The organism is Massilia sp. Root418, assembly GCF_001425265.1.
Classification (GTDB): Bacteria; Pseudomonadota; Gammaproteobacteria; order Burkholderiales; family Burkholderiaceae_D; genus Rugamonas.
In genome coordinates, this window is record NZ_LMEC01000011.1 from 271008 (window position 1) to 289193 (window position 18186).

Below are 18186 nucleotides of genomic sequence, written 5' to 3' on the forward strand. Positions count from 1 at the left end.
ATCGCTGCCGCCGGATGCGGTGCGGGCTGGCTCGGCGGGTTACGCGCTCTGCGCTAACCCGCCCTACGGGCGCCGGGTTGTCCGGCCGCCTGGCGCGGGAGGACGTGGGGCGGGTTAGGCGGCGCATGCCGCCGTAACCCGCCGATCCGCGGCCTCAGCGCCCCACCGGCACGCCGTCCGCGTTCAACACGCTGACCTCGCCCCAGTTCAGCGAACGCACGCCTGCCTCGATCTTGCGCAGGTCGCCGATCACGATCCACACCACCTCATCCGGCTTGATGAACCTGGCCGCCGCCCTGGCCAGCTGCTGTTCATCCAGCGCGCGCGTGCGGGCGGCGTAGGTGCTCCAATGGTCGTCCGGCAGACCCAGGTTCAAGGTGGACAGCGCGGCGCTCTCCAGCGACTGTATCGTCTCGAACCGCCCCGCCAGCCGCGACGTCACCGTGCGCATGATGCTGGTGTATTCCTCGCCCGTGATGGGTCGCGCGCCTGCGATGTCCCTGATCTCCTTGGCCACTTCCACCATGGCCTCCTTGGTCTTGTCGGTCTGCACCGGCGCCACCACGAAGAAAGGCCGCTGGCCGCGCGTGGCCGCGATCTGGCTGCTGGTGCCGTAGCTCCAGTGCTTGTCCAGGCGCAGGTTGCGGTTCAGGCGCGCGGTGGCCATGCCGCCGAAGTTGGTCATCACCGGTTCCAGCGCCAGGTCTTCCGGCTGCCCCTGCGGCAGCGACATGTGCGCCGCCATGATGGTCGACTGCGGCGCGTCCGGTTTGTCCACCAGGAAGATACGCTTGCCTTGCGTGGCCGGCGCCGTCACCAGCGGCTTGGCCGGTGCCTTGCCCGCCTGCCATTTGCCGAAGGACGCCTCCAGCAGCGGCTTCACTTGCGCCAGCGTGGTGTCGCCGGTGACGACGATGGTGGCGCTGCCCGGCTTGAACCAGTCGGCATGCCATTGCACCAGGTCCTCGCGGCGCATGCCGTTCACGCTCTGCTCGGAGCCGGACTGCGTGCGGCCGTAGGCGCTGTCGGCGCCGTACAGCACGGCCGGCATCAGGCGCTGCGCCAGGACGGTGGGCTGGGCCTTTTCCTGCGCGATCTGCGCCAGGCGGCGCTGCTTGGCCACGCTGAACTGGTCGGCCGGGAAGGACGGGCTGAGCGCCGCCTCGGCCAGCAGTTGCAGCGAGGGCGCCAGGTTGGCCGTGGTGGCCTGCAGGCGCGTGATGGATTGGTCCAGCGTGGTGGCGGTGCTGAGGCGACTGCCCAGCGACTCCAGCGCGTCCGACAGCTGGAAGGCGTTGTGCCTGGCGCTGCCCTTGTCCAGCAGGTCCAGCGTGAGCGAGGCCAGGCCGGCCTTGTCCTTGCTGTCGGACGCGGCGCCCGCGTCGATGGCCAGCGCCACGTTCACGATGGGCGCGGAGTGGCGCTCCAGCAGCATCACGTTCACGCCGTTCGACAGCGTGGCGCGCTGGATGGCCGGGAACTTCACGTCCGGCGCCGCGCCCAGCGCGGGCAGCAGCTTGCGGTTCAGTTCCGACTTGGCGGCGGACAGCTTGGCGAACGGCTTGACCGTCATGGTGTAGTGGTGCGCGCGCAGCCACTGGCTGGCGCTGGCCTTGACCTCGGCCGGGGTGGCCCTGGCCATCACGTCCAGCTGGGCCAGGTGCGCATCCGGCGTGCCGCCGAAGGTCTGGTTCTCGGCCAGCAGGTTGGCGCGGCTGCCGATGCGTTCCATCTCGCGCGAGAAGTCGGCCAGGGTGCTGGTGCGCACGCGCGCCAGCTCCGCAGCGGTGGGGCCCTTGTCGAGCAGTTCCTGCAGCACCGCGTCGATTTCGCGCTCCACCTCGGCCTGGTCCGCGCCAGGCTTGAGCGTGGCGACGATCTGGAAGGTGCCGGCGATTTCCCCGCCGCGCGCGAAGGCGCTCACGCTGGTGGCCAGGCCCTTGTCGTACACCAGGCGCTTGACCAGGCGCGAGCTCTTGGTGCTGGCCAGCACTTCCGCCAGCAGGGCGAGGTGCTGCTGCTGCGGGTCTTTCCAGGCCGGCGCGTGCCAGGCGCGGTAGACGCGCACTTGCGGCACCTGGTCTTCCATCTCGTCGCGGATGTTGCGGTCCAGCGTGGGGATCCAGGTCTCGGTGCGCGGCAGGGCCGGGCCGGGGGCGATGCCGTCGAAGTACTTCTTCACCAGCTCCAGCGCGCGCTCGGGCGTGATGTCGCCGGCCAGCGTGATGACGGCGTTGTTCGGGCCGTAGTAGGTCTTGTACCATTCCTTGATGTCGTCCAGCGAGGCGGCGTTCAGGTCGTCCATGCTGCCGATGGTGGTCCAGGAATACGGATGGGAATACGGGTACATCTTGGCCGGCTGCTCCACGCGCACGCGGCCGTAAGGCTGGTTCTCGCCCTGGCGCTTTTCGTTCTGCACCACGCCCCGCTCGCGCTCCAGCATCTCTTTCGAAATGTAGTTGGCCAGGAAGCCCATGCGGTCCGCCTCCAGGTACAGCGTGCGCTCCAGCGCGGACACCGGCACGTCCTCGAAGAAGTTGGTGCGGTCGGTATTGGTGGTGCCGTTGCGGTTGCTGGCGCCCAGGTCGTCCATGGCTTCGCGGAAGCCGTGCGGATAGTTTTCGGAACCGTTGAAGAAGAAGTGCTCGAACAGGTGGGCGAAGCCGGTCTTGCCGCGCTTCTCGTTGCGCGAACCCACGTGGTACCACATGTTCACGGCCACCACGGGCACGTTGTGGTCCTCGTGCACGATGAGCGTGAGGCCGTTCTGCAGCACGAACTTCTTGTAGTTGAGCGCGTAGGGCTTGAGGTCGAGGGCTGGCGCGGCCTTGGCTGCACCCGCAGGCTTGGCCGCTTCGGCAGCGGTGGAGGGGATGGTCTGCGCAAAGCAGAGCGCAAGCGCGAGCGCCAGTGTGGTCTTCATTTCTCACCTGTTGTAGTTTTAAATAAAAACATGCGCGATCGGGATTGCCGTCGCGCATGCTGTATTTATTCTAACAAGGTGGGTTCAGGCGGCAAGCGGAGAATTGTAGCGGCCTGATACAAATGCCCGGAAGGGCTTACTTCAGCTCCAGTTCCACTTGCCGCACCTGGCCGTTCTGGGCCGGGAAACCGGTGAACGCGCTCTGCACCAGCGCCGGCATGATCTGCGGCGTGGACTGCTTGCGGCTGGTGTTCTGCACCGTTACGTCATACAGCTTCTGCCCGGTGACCGTGTTGATGGCCACGCGCAGCTGGCGCTCGTAGTTGTGGCGGATGGTTTCGCGCAGTTCCATGGGGCCGTAGAAGAACGGGTCGTAGAACGGGCTGTAGCCGGCCCAGCGCGAGTAGCCCCAGTATGGACGGTAGAAACCCCGGCCGTAATAACCGCGGCCGAAGTAGGGGCCGGTCCAGAACGGATCGTAGGCTTCCAGCACGCGGGTGGGGCGGTCGATGGTGCTGACGAACACCCCAACTTTCAGCTTGGCGCTGTTGCCGTCGGCAGCCTGGGTGAAGCCCAGCTTGCTCAGCTCCTGGCCCACCATGGCCTGGTAGGTGCGCAGCTCCAGTGTATCGTCCGGGCTGCGCGGCTGGTCGAACACATAGGACTTGTCGGTCAGGTCGCCCGGCCATGCCTGGAAGGTCGTGACATCGCTGCGGATCGTAGTGGCGCAACCGCTCAGCAGCAAACTGGCCGCCGCCACCAGAATGGCTAAAGATTTCATGGCATTACTCTCCTGCAATAATAAAAACACTGTCACTTATATAGTGTACGGCGGCAGCGAAAGTTGCGCTTAACTATTACAGAATGTTACGGCGCCCGGAACAGGGGAAACAAGTCCCGGAAAAGAATCGGCCGAATCGGCCCGAAAGCGCGCGTCCTCCAGCCCGGTGTTGGTAAAATAGCTTTTTCCCCTAGTCCGATCGAATTCCCCATGCGCACCGACAGCCCACAGACGATCTTCCGTAAAGACTATACCCCTCCCAGCTACCTGGTGCACACCGTGGAACTGGGCTTCGACCTCGACCCGGCCCGCACCATCGTCGCCAGCCGCGTCACGCTGAGCCGCAACCCGGCCAGCAAGAGCAAGGATATCGTGCTGCACGGCGAGGAAATCGATCTGGTGGCGCTGCGCATGAACGGCAAGACCCTGCAGCCGGGCCAGTACCTGCTGGGCACCAACTCGCTGACCATTCCGAAAGCGCCGGCCGAGGTGACGCTGGAAATCGAAACCCTGTGCGCGCCCGAGCTGAACACCACGCTGTCCGGCCTGTACGTATCGAACGGCAGCTTCTACACCCAGTGCGAGGCCGAGGGCTTCCGCCGCATCACCTACTTCCCGGACCGTCCGGACGTGATGGCCAAGTACACGGTGATGCTGCGCGCGGACAAGGAGCGCTACCCGGTGCTGCTCTCGAACGGCAACCTGCTGGAACAGGGCGACCTGGACGACGGCCGCCACTACGCCAAGTGGGAAGACCCGTTCAAGAAGCCGTCCTACCTGTTCGCGCTGGTGGCCGCGCGCCTGGTGTGCCAGGAAGAGACCTACACCCTGAAATCCGGCCGCGAAGTGCTGCTGCAGGTGTGGGTGGAAGAGGGCAACCTGGACAAGACCGACTACGCCATGCAGTCGCTGAAGAACTCCATCCGCTGGGACGAGGAGCGCTTCGGCCTGGAGCTGGACCTGGACCGCTTCATGATTGTCGCCGTGGGCGACTTCAACATGGGCGCGATGGAAAACAAGGGCCTGAACATCTTCAACACCAAGTTCGTGCTGGCCAATTCGCGCGTGGCCACCGACATCGACTACGCCGGCATCGAAGCCGTGGTGGGCCACGAGTACTTCCACAACTGGACCGGCAACCGCGTGACCTGCCGCGACTGGTTCCAGCTGTCGCTCAAGGAAGGCCTGACCGTGTTCCGCGACCAGGAGTTCAGCGCCGACATGATAGGCACGGCCAGCGGCCGCGCCGTCACCCGCATCGACCAGGTGCGCACCTTGCGCCAGGCCCAGTTCCCGGAAGACGCCGGCCCGATGGCGCACCCGGTGCGCCCGGACTCCTTCGTCGAGATCAACAACTTCTACACCGTCACCGTGTACGAAAAGGGCGCCGAAGTGGTGCGCATGTACCAGACCCTGCTGGGCCGCGAAGGCTTCCGCAAGGGCATGGACCTGTACTTCGAGCGCCATGACGGCCAGGCCGTGCAGTGCGACGACTTCCGCGCCGCCATGGCCGACGCCAACGGCCGCGACCTGGCGCAGTTCGAACGCTGGTACAGCCAGGCCGGCACGCCCATCGTCAGCGCCGTCACGCGCTACGACGCGGCCGCGCAGACCTACGAGATCACCCTGAGCCAGCGCTGCCCGGACACGCCCGGCCAGACCGACAAGCTGCCCTTCCACATCCCGGTGGCCGTGGGCCTGCTGGACGCCGAAGGCAAGGACATGGCGCTGGCGCTGGACGGCACCGTGGTAGGCTCCACCACCGCCGTGCTGGAACTGAAGGAAGCCGAGCAGACCTTCCGCTTCACCGGCGTGCGCGAAGAGCCCGTGCCGTCCATCCTGCGCGACTTCTCCGCGCCGGTGGTGCTGGAATACCCGTACACGGACGCCGAGCTGCTGCACCTGTTCCGCTACGACAGCGACGCCGTGAACCGCTGGGAAGCGGGCCAGCGCCTGGGCATGGAGCGCCTGCTCAAGCTCACGGCGGCAGTGGCGTCCGGCGCCGCACTGGAACTTGACGACACCTTCATCGAAGCGCAGCGCGCCATCCTGGTGGACGAGTCGCTGGACGCGGCCTTCCGCGAGCTGGCGCTGGTGCTGCCGTCCGAAACCATCATCGCCGAGCAGATGGACGTGGTGGACCCGCACGCCATCCACGCCGCGCGCCAGTTCATGCGCCGCACCATCGCGCGCGAGCTCGCGCCAGAACTGCTGGCGCAGTACCAGGCCAACCAGACGCCAGGCCCCTACAGCCCGGACGCGCAGTCGGCCGGCAAGCGCGGACTGAAAAACCTGGCCCTGGCCTACCTGCTGATCGACCCCGGCACGGCCGAACTGAAGCTCGCGCAGCAGCAGTTCGAGCAAGCCACCAACATGACCGACCGCGCCGCCGCGCTGGTCGCCCTGATCCACAGCGGCGAAGACGCACGCAGCTACCTGCAAAGCTTCTACGACGACTTCTCCAACGAAGCGCTGGTGGTGGACAAATGGTTCGCCATGCAGGCAGCCGCCCCGAACACCGACGTGGCGGCCGTGCGCAAGCTGATGCAGCACCCGGCCTTCACCCTGAAGAACCCGAACCGCGCGCGCAGCCTGATCTTCAGCTTCTGCAACGCCAACCCGTCGCAGTTCCACGCCAGGGACGGCAGCGCCTACGAATTCTGGGCCGAGCACGTGATCGCGCTGGACGCGCTGAACCCGCAAGTGGCCGCGCGCCTGGCGCGCAGCATGGACCGCTGGCGCCGTTACGCGCCCGAGCTGCAGGAACAGATGCGCCGCGCGCTGGAAACGGTGGCGCGCGCTGCGCCGCTGTCGAACGACGTGATGGAAGTCGTCAGCAAAGCGCTGGCCAACTAATTTAATTTGCAAACCAAAAGGGAACCAATGAAACGCATCAGCCTGACCCAGTACCTGGTCGAAGAACAGCGCCTCCACAACACCATCCCGGCCGAACTGCGCCTGCTGATCGAAGTGGTGGCGCGCTCCTGCAAAACCATCTCGCACAGCGTGGGCAAGGGCGCCCTGGGCGACGTGCTGGGCGCGCTGGAAACCGAAAACGTGCAGGGCGAAGTGCAGAAAAAGCTGGACGTGATCTCCAACGAGATCCTGCTGGAAGCGAACGAATGGGGCGGCCACCTGGCGGCCATGGCGTCGGAAGAAATGGAAACCATCCACCCGATCCCCAACCGCTACCCGATGGGCGAATACCTGCTGGTGTTCGACCCGCTGGACGGCTCCTCCAACATCGACGTGAACGTCTCCATCGGCACCATCTTCTCCGTGCTGAAGGCGCCCGAAGGCATGGTCACCCCGTCCGAGCAGGACTTCCTGCAGCCGGGCGCGCAGCAGGTGGCGGCCGGCTACGCCGTCTACGGCCCGCAAACGCAGCTGGTGCTCACCACCGGCCACGGCGTGAACTGCTTCACCCTGGACCGCGAGATGGGTTCCTGGGTGCTGACCCAGCGCGGCATGCAGATCCCGCCCACCACCAAGGAATTCGCCATCAACATGTCCAACGCGCGCCACTGGCACGCGCCGGTCAAGCGCTACGTGGACGAACTGCTGGCCGGCGAAACCGGCCCGCGCGCCAAGAACTTCAACATGCGCTGGATCGCCTCCATGGTGGCCGACGTGCACCGCATCCTGAACCGCGGCGGCATCTTCATGTACCCGGCCGACACGCGCGACACCTCGATGCCGGGCAAGCTGCGTCTGATGTACGAAGCGAACCCGATGGCCTTCATCGTGGAGCAGGCAGGCGGCGCCGCCACCGACGGCAAGCAGCGCATCATGGACATCGCCCCGCACAAGCTGCACCAGCGCGTGCCGGTGTTCCTGGGCTCGCGTGACGAAGTGGCGGTGGTGACCGGCTACCATGCCGAGTGATTTATCGGTAAAAACGAAAAAGCACTAGCGCATCTGGACGGTTTATTGTTAGAATGCGAGCCTCTTTCGCCGTAGCCGGTACGCACCGCTACAGGCGCTAGGCAAGGTTTCGCCGCTGTAGCTCAGTCGGTAGAGCAGCGCATTCGTAATGCGAAGGTCACCAGTTCGATTCCGGTCAGCGGCACCAGTAGTTAGTATTAAGCAGCACCAAGAAGTATCAAAAACCCGCCTCTCTCATAGGGAGCGCGGGTTTTTTGTTGTCTCCTGTAGTCTGGTGGCGTAGCATAAAAGCGCGTAGAAATGGCGGTACTGGTGGCGGTATCTGGCTCGTGACGAAAAACGAGATACCGCCAACGGAGGCGAACATGGCACTGACTGATACGTTCGTCCGGACGGTAAAACCGGGCAGGCTCTCGGGCGAAAAGCACACGGATGGGGCCGGTATGTACCTTCTCGTGAAGGAGACAGGGAAGTACTGGCGGATGAACTACCGTTTCCTTGGCAAACGCAAGACGCTGGCGCTTGGCGTTTATCCGGAGGTATCGCTGGCTACCGCACGCAAGCGGCGCGATGACGCCCGCAGGTTGCTCGCCGAGGGCATCGACCCTAGCCAAGCCAAGCGGGACGACCGCAACACGCGAACCGCCGCCGCCGCACAAACCTTTGAGGCGGTAGCCAACCAATGGCTCTTGAAAATCGCGCCCACCCGTTCAACGAGCACGCAAGGCAAGGTCAAGGGCTGGCTCGAAAAAAACGTCTTCCCCGTGATCGGGAAAAAGCCCATTGCCAATATCAAGCCGCGTGACGTGCTGGCCGCCGTGCAGAAAATGGAAGCGCGAGGCGCCGTCGAGTCCGCACATCGGGTCAAACAAGTCTGCGGCCAGATTTTCCGGTTCGCCGTGGCGCTCGACTTGGTGGAGCGCGATATCACCGCCGACTTGCGTGGTGCGCTCGCACCGACCGTGAAGGGCAATTTCGCCGCGATCACGGAGCCGAAGCAGGTGGGGGCGCTGATGCGTGCCATTTACGACTACCACGGCTTTCCTGCGGCCGTGGCGGCGCTCAAACTGGCGCCCTTGATGTTTGTGCGTCCCGGTGAGTTGAGGGCCGCAGAGTGGGCGGAAATCGATCTAGACGCGGCAGAGTGGCGGATACCTGCGGCCAAAATGAAAATGAAGGTCGAGCACCTTGTTCCGCTCAGCACCCAGGCAGTGGACATCCTGCGCGAACTTCAACCGATCACAGGCGACGGCCAGTATGTCTTCCCGAGCCTACGCAGCAAGGCCTGCATGAGTGAGAACACCATCAACGCGGCCTTGCGCTATATGGGTTACGGCAAAGAGACCATGACCGGGCATGGCTTCCGCGCCATGGCGAGAACCATCCTCGATGAAGTGCTTGGCGAGCGCCCCGATCTGATCGAGCACCAGCTTGCCCATACGGTGCGCGATCCCTTAGGCCGTGCGTACAATCGCACGTCGCATCTGCCCGCCAGACGCGAAATGATGCAGCGGTGGGCGGACTATCTGGATAAGCTGCGGGTTGGTGCCGAGGTGGTGCCGCTCCGTGGCGGCGGACGATAGCAGCCGATAAGGGGAACGGAGCCGGCCAGCGTTGCTGACCGGCTCCGTTTGGCTTCCTTGCGAGGATAAGACGCAGGGACGCTTTCAGAAACGATCAGGTGATGCTGCGGCTGGCGTCAATACAGCGCTGCTGCCACTGCGCGATTTCAGCCGCATCCCAGGCCACTGACTTCGGCCCGATAGGAATTGGCGCTGGCAAAATCCCTGCCTTCACTTTCCGCCAGACAGTGGCGCGAGACCATCCGGTGGCTTCGATCACCGCAGGCAGGCGCAGGAATTTTCTGGTCGTGGTCATAACGTGCTCCTTCATTTCATGTGCATTAATGGGGGACGGGAACGCGTGCCGACTGCGTACGTAGTCCGTGGCGTTTCGATGAGGAAAGCTCTGTGTTCGCGCCAAGGGCCAAGGGCTGCAAGGGCGACCAGAGCCAATCTACTTAAAAAATCTGCTGTAGAGCGGTCCATCGCGGTTGGCCAGTGCAATTTCGCTCGATGTCCACACAATCTGAAGGTTCAATATGGGTGACGCTTGAAGGCTCGCCTACTTCTGCAGGGCTAGCTGCTGCCTCTGTAATGTAGGCAGCGCGGCAGCTTGTGTCAAACGGCTTGCACCGTATTTCCGAAGGCGGCTCTCGCCCTGCTGGAATTCGGCGAATGTACGCGAGCTGTAGCTAGGTGTCCTTGAGCTTTTGGGGCTTCGATCGCCCACCAGAGGAGCGGGTTAGAGGAAGGCAGGTATAACGCTCCTGGAGCGCTGTAGCTTACGGATCAAAGTGGTGGAGACATATCACAACGGTGCAGCAGGCAGGCGCGTTTCCCTCTTCGACTATGAAGAGCTCACGGCTACACAGCGTTCGGCGCCCATCACACCGTCTCCACCGACCGCGCAAATGATCTCAAATTTCACTAAGGCGATCGAGTCTCCCTGATCGGTAAGTCACCCACTCCCCAAGCAGGTGTCAATCGTGTACCCTTTATCCCCTAGAGCACGATGTACACTGTTTATCCTGCGTTAAGCCTTACGCTAGCGACAACGACGGCTTCCTACTGGCATCCGTAGCGTGACAATTTGTGAATTTTTCAAATTAGCAAGATGATATCCTGGCTCACAGGAAAGTCCGGAAGCAGTGATCGGCCAATGGATCGGTAGCGTAAAAGAGAGTTCCTGCAGAAGACCTCTTAAGGAAAAGGAATTGCAAGCGATGAGTAGTCAACAACTGGATGAGATGAGAGAGGCCGCGCGAGACAATCGCATTGCAGAAGAGCTCGGGATCACGCTGGACATTTTCGAAACGCTATCACCAGAGATTATCTTTGACGACGATCACCCGTTCTACTTTGTACTTCAGTTTAATGAGGACTCCCCTCCAGAATTGCTAAGGCTAGTGCAGGGCTTGGACGAGGGCGAGTACTCAATGCGTATTGATGCGGGAATTCTTGAAGAGCCCGATGAGTGGGACGGCGCAACATGGACCGAAATTGGTGAAGTCGCCCAGCCATATAAGGTATTTCTGAATTCTTATTACCACCTAGGTGACATCTTGGCTGAATATGGTGATGGGGGTAGTGGAATTTTACGGAATAGCACGCCTGTAATTTCCCGCATGGTATTTTGTCAATTAATTGGTGCATTAGAAGCTTATCTTGGCGACACCTTAATCAGAAATGTGATTGGAGATAAAAATTCGTTTATGCGGCTCCTTTCTTTAGACAAGGAACTTATTGAGACGCGAGTAACTTTACTCGAATTTGCCAAGAATCAAAATTTTTTGCAAGATCATGTGCGAACTCATCTTCAAAGCGTTCTGTATCACAATCTCGCAAAAGTCGGAAAACTGTACAAGATTGCATTGCAAATTGACATCTGGCCGGGCAAAGAGATTAAGGAAAACCTGTTCCAAGCAATTCAATGGCGGCATGATTGTATTCACCGCGATGGACGTACAAAAGATGGAATAGAACTCACCGCCATTACGACGGAATATGTAAAAGAAGTATTGGAAACCGTGAATAGCTTCATACTTCACATTGAGCAAAAACTTGGTGAAATTCAATATTATTCACCGAGAAAATTGTGAACGAAGATTGGGTTGAAATTGGCCTGAAAGTTTCGTAATGCTTCTCAATAGTTAATAGATTAACTTGCTAAGTCTATTTGTAAATTAATTCGATTAAAAAACAATTCAAGGAAAAAATTCGTGAACCCTATATTTTTGGAAGATGCTCGCGTCGGTTGTCTATCAGGGCTCGGCCAACTCAACGTAGAAGAATACCTTGCATTGGTCAATGAGGTTTACAAAGACAACGGAGGAATCCCGGGGCAACGCGCCCCGTTAAAAACGAAGACCGGCATCAATATCAGAAAGCGCATGATCGATGATCTTAAGCGAGGAGCGATTCTCCCACCTGTTGTTATTGGTGCCGTTGTTCCTCCAAGTATTTTTGAAGAGGCTCAAAATTGCAGATCCAATTCCGACTTTGAAAGGCTCATTCGGAAAATTGATAGATCGACGTTGTCGGTTATCGATGGCATGCAAAGAACAACCGCGTTGGAAACAGCAGTCGCAGAAGTTGGTGAGGGCAACAAACTGTGCAAAAGTATCCGTGTTGACCTCTGGTTAGCAAAATCAATCGATAGCATGGTTTACCGCATGCTCGTTCTTAATACTGGCCAAGTGCCATGGGATATAAAGCGACAGCTTGAAACTATCTATAAGCAAGTGCTTAAAACAATTGAGAGCGAAGTTTCTGATATTGATGTATTTAACATCGATGAAAAAGAGCGAAGAAGTGGTGCGGGCCAATATCGATCAACTCGAATTGTTGAGCTATTCCTTGCTTTTACTTCTCGAAAGCCCCATATCGAGGTGAAAGAGAAAGTCGCCGAAGATTTTGCTCGCATGGAAGCAACGGAGGCGACCGCGAACGAAAAAGCAGTTCCTGCGTTCATTGAGACGATGAAGTTGCTCGTCAAGTTAGATCAGGCCTTCGCGACAACCGCAATGCAGCCAGAATATGTCGATGCCGGAACTCGATTTAGCGAAGGCAAGGACATTTTTACGAGCGCTCCTGCGAGTATCGCTTTTTCTGCCGCAGCTGCGCAGTTCTTATTGGGTATGCCAGGCTATCCTTTTGATTTCGAGAATCTTGAAGCGAAACTTGGCACATTACGTTCGAGCATCGAAATCATCACAAAAAAAATTACGGACGCGCCTGATAAGGCTGATTTTATTGATTACTTAACTTTGAATCAAAAAGTTTCCGCAAGGTCCGGTCGGATCGGTGAGTATGAGCGCGAGCTATTCTTCCGTGCGTTCGAGCATATGTTCGAACATGCATCCAATCTTGAGAGCCTGACCCCTTGTTGGTCCGCATATAAATGACCAAAAACCTAAAGGATCTCTCAACTTCATTGCTTGCAAAATTCCGGGATGTTTCGGGACAGGCAGTTTCAGGTCGGTTGAGCGCGCCAAATGATTTGGCGGGGGAAACGGCGGCGCTAAAGAACTTGCTGGTAGGTGAGTCATGGCATTCCTCGAGTGGAGTCTGGGTATGCGATTTTATTCACGATGACGCATACTGTATTGCACTGGCTTTCGAGATATCTGCACAGGACAGGGTGCAACTCGATAGTGAAAGTGAGGGGACGATCGAACTTATTGACATACCTGGATCAGTCTATCTTTACTTAGCAGAAACCCTAAGGCTTCGGCCGATGGAACTGGATCCTCTATGGGTTGAAGAACATATTGGCGGCCCTGCCGGCGAAGTGGATGGGGTTGAGCTTGATGTTATTAAGGAAGTCCTTGATAGCGTTTCTGTATTTCGTTTGGGAGATAAGTCAATCTTCAAGCCGAAAACTTCAGGTCGATATGTAGCTAACTATTTATGCACCTTCGATAAAAACCTGAAGGAAAGTAATCGTCTCTCCGAAAATTCGCTTGAAATTATTCGTGAGATTTTCCTTCAAGAGAAAGATCATCTTATCGAAAGTAATCTATTCGAGGCAATGTCTACGACTGTTTTACGGCACGCGTTCCTAGAAATTTATCGGACACTCGAGTTTGTGTTCGTACTACCTCGAGCTAATTCTTTAATCAACCAACTTCGGGCGACAGGCGCAACGCTTAGTGTTAATGTACTCGATTTTGCGCGCCAATGTTATAAGGAGCTCGGTTGGAAACGCGTAGAACGCGACTCGATAGAAAGATTGTTCCGTGAGTATGCAAATGTAAATTACGGTGCTTTTCGCACTTTAGTCGGGAGTTGCACGCCGTTCGACAACATCACGCTCGTAACGCCGCCAGCTACCAATGCAGAAATAGTGACACTCGCCCGGGACGTGGCAGAGAAATATTACGCTTTACGCAATCAGGTTGCCCACCAATTTTGGCCTGAAGAGATGACACAATGTAGCGACGCAGATTGGCAGGCATTGATTGAATTCACATTGGGTTGCATTGCCCATTTCTACGACCAACATCTTAGTAAGCAAGCAACCACCTTAATCAAGGCATAGCGGTTGCGTCACAAAAAAATACAACCCTTCCAGACTGCAAGCCGATGGCCATAAAGAAAAAAAATTCCGACAAACCTTATTCTGGTTTTATTTTAACATTTGAGCCAGCACGTACTGAATGGCTAGCTGAGCGTGTGCAATCTGGGAAACAAATTTCCGAATCGTTTTCTGCTTTGGATGTTAGTTTTGAAAGAAGAGAGCTTGTAGCCTTGGTTTTAAACAAGAACCCATTTTCGATAAATGCACTCGCTTTAATGGAAAAGATGCACGGAAGCGGGGGAGCTGGGAAGATAAAAATGCGCATGTCAGAAATTCTTCCTTTCCCTGCTCCAGTAACTCATTTTGAACTGAGTAACCTGCATTTTGAGCTAAAGCCCTGCACTCCTGAAACTCTGCTGAGGTCAGAGCCAATTCAATGGTCAGAATTTGTTGACACTCTTTGCCGCCTTAGGCCAGAGATGCAGGAGCGGATTACTGAAATGGTCGCACGTCGTAATATGCGACCTTACTTAGCCGGAAATTCAGACAAGATTGACAGACTAAATGAGCAGCGCGACGGGCTAGGATTGAGCTTGGATATTGCGCAGATAGACCGGGCAGCCATTCTAAAAAGCCTTAACCCGGATAAAATACCAAAAGCCAATTCGATATTTGATCTACTGGACAATCTTCCGATTGCAGAACGGTCGCTATTGGAGCATGATGCCCCAATTATAAAGAAACTGCTAGGAACAGAGAGTGTAAAATCCGCCCACTTCTCCGAGGCGGGCCGTAGCGTCAGGGTGCACATTACAGATCAGACCCCTCTGGAATCGGTATTGGGCATAGATCTATTAATATATAGCACGTGTTACAATAATTTTCTATTGCTGCAATACAAGAAAATGCAAAAACGAGTCAAGGGATGGGCTTACACTGCTTCGCCTACTTCAAACATCCATGCCCAACTTGAATCCATGAGGAATTTCCACGAGACGGTTAATAATGAACCAGTTCAAGATACTAATCTGTGGAGCTATCGATTAAACAATGCACCATTCTATTTTAAATTCTGCGAGCAGTTAAACATTGACGCTAGAGATGATAGTCTTATCCCGGGCATTACTTTAAGCGAACCACATTTGCGTGAATTTCTTTCACTTCCAGCCGCGAAAGAGGATGGTCAAACGCTGACGATAGGTCATCAAAATTGCCCCCGCTACCTCAATAATAGCGAATTCATTCAGCTGGCAAGGGTGGGATGGATTGGCTCAGACGCAAGAGCGACCAACTTGATAAGGAAGTTGCTAGAAGAGAACGAAAAAGGAGGACGTCGAGCAATGCTTGCAATTATTGACATTCCTCAAACTAAGGAAGCATCTAGCCGAGGCAAAAAAAAATAGACTGCACAGTGCCCTGCGACATTGGCGGGGTGGACTTTGTCTGTCTTCTTCCCCCAACTGACGATGCACACCAAAAAAAACTCCGGTAACGATCCGGTCAGTAGACAGCTGTCTGGTCCAGTTCTGGTGACGTCGTCGAGCAGGCCCCTCGCCAGCCAGGTAGTTCATGATTCTTGATTTTTCCTCGGTTCACCCGCAAGATCCACGGATTCCAACTCACAGGCCCCTGAACGAGGAATTGTGGAGCGACGTCCAACGTAGACCACGACTGCCTAAAGGGGCGAATCGATAGCTTGTAGCGGCAATGTCCGTTTTGGGCGAAAGCTGCCGTTCGCCTGGTGCATATACGAAAGATGACCGCTCATCTACCCAAGTAGATAGAGGTAACCTGCTCACGAAAATGGCCCATCTCCGCCGACAACTGCAGCCGCACAGCTTGATCTACCGATTTGCTGGCCGCATCCAGCTGCCTGGATGTGAGCCCGCCGCCCGCTGGGCAGGGCCAGCCGGCCAACTCGGCATAGCGCCGCTGTGCATACTCATGCCGCAACCCATGCACGCCATGGACGCCCGCTTTGTCGCACTGCGCCCGAAAGCGGTTCAGCTGATCGCGATAGCGCATCTCCGCCGGAATCAGACTGCCTTTCCCCGCTAGTGCCTTCGCCGCATCCAGGACGGCGCGCTGCTGCACAGTCGTGATCGGCACCTCCCGATACTTGCCGCCTTTGGTCCAGCTATCCTGCAAGCGCAGGAAGCTGCCGCGATCGGCCCACACAGGCTTGATCTTGATGCTTTCCTCCCGCCGCAATCCAAACGCAGCCTGCAACTGCAAGGACATCCGGGTATAGGGATCGGTCACGCGGGCGAGCATGTCGGCATCGAGCACCTTGGCCTTCGACACGTTGGTGACAAACACCCGCTCGGCGATGCCATACGCGTCGTTGGTGCGCGCAATGATGTTGTCCTTGCCGATCTTCTCGGCCCACCAGCGCAAGGCGCTCATGCGGTTCTTGAGCGTCCCGGTGCTAATGCCGTCCAGCTTCCATTTATCGAGCAGCGCCGCCACATGCTTGGGCTTCAGGCTGTCCGCGCTCATATGGTGGAAGCCCCGTTCCGCCAGGTCGTTCGCGCACAGGTTCAGCAAGCGCTCGCGGTCGGCCTGCGTCGCAAAGCTGCCATCCCGGTTGCGGTGACAAAGCTGTTTGAGCTGGTAGTTCAAGTCGCGCATGGCAAAGTTCCTCCTTCCGATCATTGGGTTTCAACATCAATGCCGCGTGGTGTAGGTTTGTCAGGTAAGTGTTTCTGGCCACTTGTACTGCCGCAGCAGGACAAGTTGAACTAGGGCCTCGGGACACCACTCCCGTGTATGCGGTTTCTGATACTGCCTGCCTGCGCCGCATGCGCTTGTGGCACCGCTGCGCGGTCCCGGAGGGAACTGCCGCAGCGGGGACCAATCACCCAGGGTCCATGGAGTGCACCTCGTGCACGGATCAAACTCAAACAACCAAGCCCGAAGCGGGCGGAGGGAATCGCAAGGCTTGCTTGCGATGGAGGCGCTTGGCCTCGTCACTGAACACCATCACGCGGAAGTAAGCCGCTTGCCGCCTGAGGCTATGCCGTCGGCGGCGCGTCGTCACTGGCAGCACGCCGCCAGTAACGACGCCTTTGGTGACGCCGCTATCGCACGGTGTGCGACGGTCACGGCGATTCGGAAGCGCCTGCATTGGCGATTCGTGCGCGATGCTGGCCTGCAGCGATACCGCTGCTGGTAGTGCCGGCCAATCGCGCAGAGTGCAACGCAGGGCTTTGTAGCGGCCCGCTGCCACGAGGAGCTGGCGGGCCAATCCAGGCAAGGAGCTTGCCCTTGCCATGCGCGCCGCTTGGCGCTGGTCGGGAGCGTATGCTTCCCGGATTCTGTGGCGTGAAGTTCAGGCCACGGTGTCGTGCAATGACGGCTTACTTTGCTGAATAACGTGGACGCGCTTGGCGTCCGATATGGAGGCGGGTAACGACCGCAACGCCCATGCTCTGTGCATGGGACCACGCTCGACAGCGTGGGGGTGGGAGCAATTCCCGCCACTTGAGAAACTTCATTCTATGCCGGGCGGCGGCGTTTTCAAGGGATTCGCCTTGGGCGCGGCCTGAAAACTCCCAGCACGGAGCACTTGCCGATGTGGCGGTATCTTTGGCGGTACTTTTCAAAAAATGGCGGAAATCGCCCTCTGGTAGTGCGGTTCCGGTCAGCGCACCAGTAGTTAGTATTAAGCAGCACCAAGAAGTATCAGAAACCCGCCTCCCTCATAGGGAGCGCGGGTTTTTTGTTGTCTCCTGAAGTCTGGTGGCGTGGCATAAAAGCTCAGGGAAATACTGGCATTTTTGACGGTATCTCCGGCAATCGCGGAGCCGAGATACCGTCAGGGAGGCAGCCATGGCGCTCACCGATATGTTCATCCGGGAGGTCAGACCCAGCAGCGCTGCGGGCGACAAGCACGCCGATGGCGGCGGCATGTATTTGCTGGTGAAGGGCAGTGGTAAGTACTGGCGCATGGACTACGGCTTCCTGGGCAAACGCAAGACACTGGCGCTGGGCGTCTACCCGGCAGTGTCGCTGGCAAGCGCCCGCAAGCGGCGCGATGAGGCCCGCACCTTGCTGGCCGAGGGTGTCGACCCGAGTCAGGCCAAGCAGGAGGGCAAGTACGCCAGGACCGCCGCCGCCGCGCAAACCTTTGAAGTGGTTGCCAGTCAGTGGCTTCGGAAAGTCGCGCCAAGCCGTTCGGTCAGCACCCAGGACAAGGTTAAAGGCTGGCTCGACAAGAACCTCTTCCCCGTGATCGGCAAAAAACCGATTGCCGATATCTAGCCGCGTGACCTACTGGCCGCCGTGCAGAAAATGGAAGCGCGAGGCGCTGTCGAGTCCGCACATCGAGTCAAACAAGTATCGGCCAGATCTTCCGGTTCGCGGTGGCGCTCGACCTGGTGGAACGAGGCTGCGATCTTGTACACCACGGTTTTTCAAATCGTCCATTTGATGTGCCCTCCTAGCCGTCAATTTGCCAGCTGAAAGCGCGCACGTCCGTGCGGCCGCACACGAAACGCACATGGTTCCGCCACGC

12 protein-coding genes and 1 tRNA gene are annotated in these 18186 nt (G+C 58.2%); 9 read left to right on the forward strand and 4 right to left on the reverse strand.

The window, feature by feature from the left end; all coding sequences use genetic code 11:
• Positions 1-154 precede the first annotated feature (154 nt).
• Positions 155-2923 carry a pitrilysin family protein gene (locus ASC94_RS08775; protein ID WP_056393409.1) on the reverse strand — a complete coding sequence of 923 codons (2769 nt, stop codon included), beginning with the start codon at positions 2921-2923 and terminating at the stop codon, positions 155-157.
• Between the two features lie 136 nt (positions 2924-3059).
• Positions 3060-3704, reverse strand: a complete 645-nt coding sequence (locus tag ASC94_RS08780; RefSeq protein WP_056393411.1) for a DUF4136 domain-containing protein — start codon at positions 3702-3704, stop codon at positions 3060-3062.
• Positions 3705-3914: 210 nt separating this feature from the next.
• Between ASC94_RS08780 and pepN the strand changes: the two genes are divergently transcribed.
• The 4 genes from pepN to ASC94_RS08800 all read left to right on the forward strand — a co-directional run bounded on the left by pepN (position 3915) and on the right by ASC94_RS08800 (position 9172).
• Positions 3915-6560, forward strand: coding sequence for an aminopeptidase N (gene pepN, locus ASC94_RS08785; protein ID WP_056393414.1), 2646 nt, complete (start codon positions 3915-3917; stop codon positions 6558-6560).
• 27 nt (positions 6561-6587) lie between these two features.
• The gene (locus tag ASC94_RS08790; protein ID WP_056393415.1) at positions 6588-7589 is read left to right on the forward strand and encodes a class 1 fructose-bisphosphatase; all 1002 of its coding nucleotides are present in this window, start codon (positions 6588-6590) and stop codon (positions 7587-7589) included.
• A gap of 111 nt (positions 7590-7700) precedes the next feature.
• A tRNA-Thr gene (locus ASC94_RS08795) sits at positions 7701-7776 on the forward strand.
• 178 nt (positions 7777-7954) lie between these two features.
• Complete coding sequence (locus ASC94_RS08800; RefSeq protein WP_056393417.1) at positions 7955-9172, forward strand: integrase arm-type DNA-binding domain-containing protein; 1218 nt, start codon at positions 7955-7957, stop codon at positions 9170-9172.
• A gap of 94 nt (positions 9173-9266) precedes the next feature.
• On the opposite strand, the gene ASC94_RS08805 is transcribed toward ASC94_RS08800, so the two are convergent.
• Positions 9267-9467, reverse strand: coding sequence for an AlpA family transcriptional regulator (locus ASC94_RS08805; RefSeq protein ID WP_082616444.1), 201 nt, complete (start codon positions 9465-9467; stop codon positions 9267-9269).
• Between the two features lie 898 nt (positions 9468-10365).
• Here ASC94_RS08805 and ASC94_RS32405 point away from each other — a divergent pair.
• From ASC94_RS32405 to ASC94_RS32415, 4 genes are all read left to right on the forward strand, one after another.
• Positions 10366-11250 carry a hypothetical protein gene (locus tag ASC94_RS32405; RefSeq protein ID WP_157201352.1) on the forward strand — a complete coding sequence of 295 codons (885 nt, stop codon included), beginning with the start codon at positions 10366-10368 and terminating at the stop codon, positions 11248-11250.
• A gap of 120 nt (positions 11251-11370) precedes the next feature.
• Positions 11371-12555 carry a hypothetical protein gene (locus tag ASC94_RS31650; RefSeq protein ID WP_200955617.1) on the forward strand — a complete coding sequence of 395 codons (1185 nt, stop codon included), beginning with the start codon at positions 11371-11373 and terminating at the stop codon, positions 12553-12555.
• The gene (locus tag ASC94_RS32410) at positions 12552-13691 is read left to right on the forward strand and encodes a hypothetical protein (RefSeq protein WP_157201353.1); all 1140 of its coding nucleotides are present in this window, start codon (positions 12552-12554) and stop codon (positions 13689-13691) included. The genes ASC94_RS31650 and ASC94_RS32410 overlap by 4 nt, the downstream gene beginning before the upstream one ends.
• 44 nt (positions 13692-13735) lie before the next feature.
• Complete coding sequence (locus tag ASC94_RS32415; protein WP_157201354.1) at positions 13736-15073, forward strand: hypothetical protein; 1338 nt, start codon at positions 13736-13738, stop codon at positions 15071-15073.
• Positions 15074-15434: 361 nt separating this feature from the next.
• Here the strand turns inward: ASC94_RS32415 and ASC94_RS08820 are convergent, their stop codons facing one another.
• The gene (locus ASC94_RS08820; RefSeq protein ID WP_056394952.1) at positions 15435-16301 is read right to left on the reverse strand and encodes a phage integrase N-terminal domain-containing protein; all 867 of its coding nucleotides are present in this window, start codon (positions 16299-16301) and stop codon (positions 15435-15437) included.
• 1200 nt (positions 16302-17501) lie between these two features.
• Here ASC94_RS08820 and ASC94_RS08825 point away from each other — a divergent pair.
• On the forward strand, positions 17502-17933 hold the full coding sequence (locus ASC94_RS08825; protein WP_056393431.1) for an integrase arm-type DNA-binding domain-containing protein: 432 nt from the start codon (positions 17502-17504) through the stop codon (positions 17931-17933).
• The last annotated feature ends 253 nt before the right edge of the window (positions 17934-18186 follow it).

Excerpts from the sequence above, each read along its gene's own strand:
- ASC94_RS08825 (WP_056393431.1), top strand. The coding sequence starts at position 17,502 with ATGGCGCTCACCGATATGTTCATCCGGGAGGTCAGACCCAGCAGCGCT.
- pepN (WP_056393414.1), top strand. The coding sequence starts at position 3,915 with ATGCGCACCGACAGCCCACAGACGATCTTCCGTAAAGACTATACCCCT.
- ASC94_RS32410 (WP_157201353.1), top strand. The coding sequence starts at position 12,552 with ATGACCAAAAACCTAAAGGATCTCTCAACTTCATTGCTTGCAAAATTC.
- ASC94_RS08780 (WP_056393411.1), bottom strand. The coding sequence starts at position 3,704 with ATGAAATCTTTAGCCATTCTGGTGGCGGCGGCCAGTTTGCTGCTGAGC.
- ASC94_RS08800 (WP_056393417.1), top strand. The coding sequence starts at position 7,955 with ATGGCACTGACTGATACGTTCGTCCGGACGGTAAAACCGGGCAGGCTC.
- ASC94_RS32415 (WP_157201354.1), top strand. The coding sequence starts at position 13,736 with ATGGCCATAAAGAAAAAAAATTCCGACAAACCTTATTCTGGTTTTATT.
- ASC94_RS08820 (WP_056394952.1), bottom strand. The coding sequence starts at position 16,301 with ATGCGCGACTTGAACTACCAGCTCAAACAGCTTTGTCACCGCAACCGG.
- ASC94_RS08805 (WP_082616444.1), bottom strand. The coding sequence starts at position 9,467 with ATGACCACGACCAGAAAATTCCTGCGCCTGCCTGCGGTGATCGAAGCC.
- ASC94_RS08790 (WP_056393415.1), top strand. The coding sequence starts at position 6,588 with ATGAAACGCATCAGCCTGACCCAGTACCTGGTCGAAGAACAGCGCCTC.
- ASC94_RS08775 (WP_056393409.1), bottom strand. The coding sequence starts at position 2,923 with ATGAAGACCACACTGGCGCTCGCGCTTGCGCTCTGCTTTGCGCAGACC.